Consider the following 255-nt stretch of genomic DNA (forward strand, 5'->3'; position numbering starts at 1 on the left):
CTCAAAAGAGTGGTCTGGCACGTTCAAAGAGTTGGGCGAGAAGCGCGACAAATTGAGAGGTCTGATTCGGCATCACCTACTGGAGCACTACGCGCGTGATGAAGCCGAAACGGAAGCCGATCTGGATGGGGATATCCGCCGAGCCAAGATGATCCTCTCGTTAGATGATGCCATGAACAAAGTGGATCGTTTCCTAAAGACGCACAGCCCAAGGATGGGCCGGGGGAAGCGGATCAAGGAAGTGAAGAGCAACCT

At 53.7% G+C, this 255-nt stretch carries 1 pseudogene; it reads left to right on the forward strand.

Going from position 1 to position 255, the window contains the following annotated elements:
• A pseudogene (locus tag M8006_RS17975) lies at nucleotides 1-255 on the forward strand (IS1182 family transposase); the annotation flags it as partial.

Origin of the sequence: Halomonas llamarensis, assembly GCF_023555005.1 — a bacterium.
In the GTDB taxonomy this organism is placed as follows: Bacteria; Pseudomonadota; Gammaproteobacteria; order Pseudomonadales; family Halomonadaceae; genus Vreelandella; species Vreelandella llamarensis.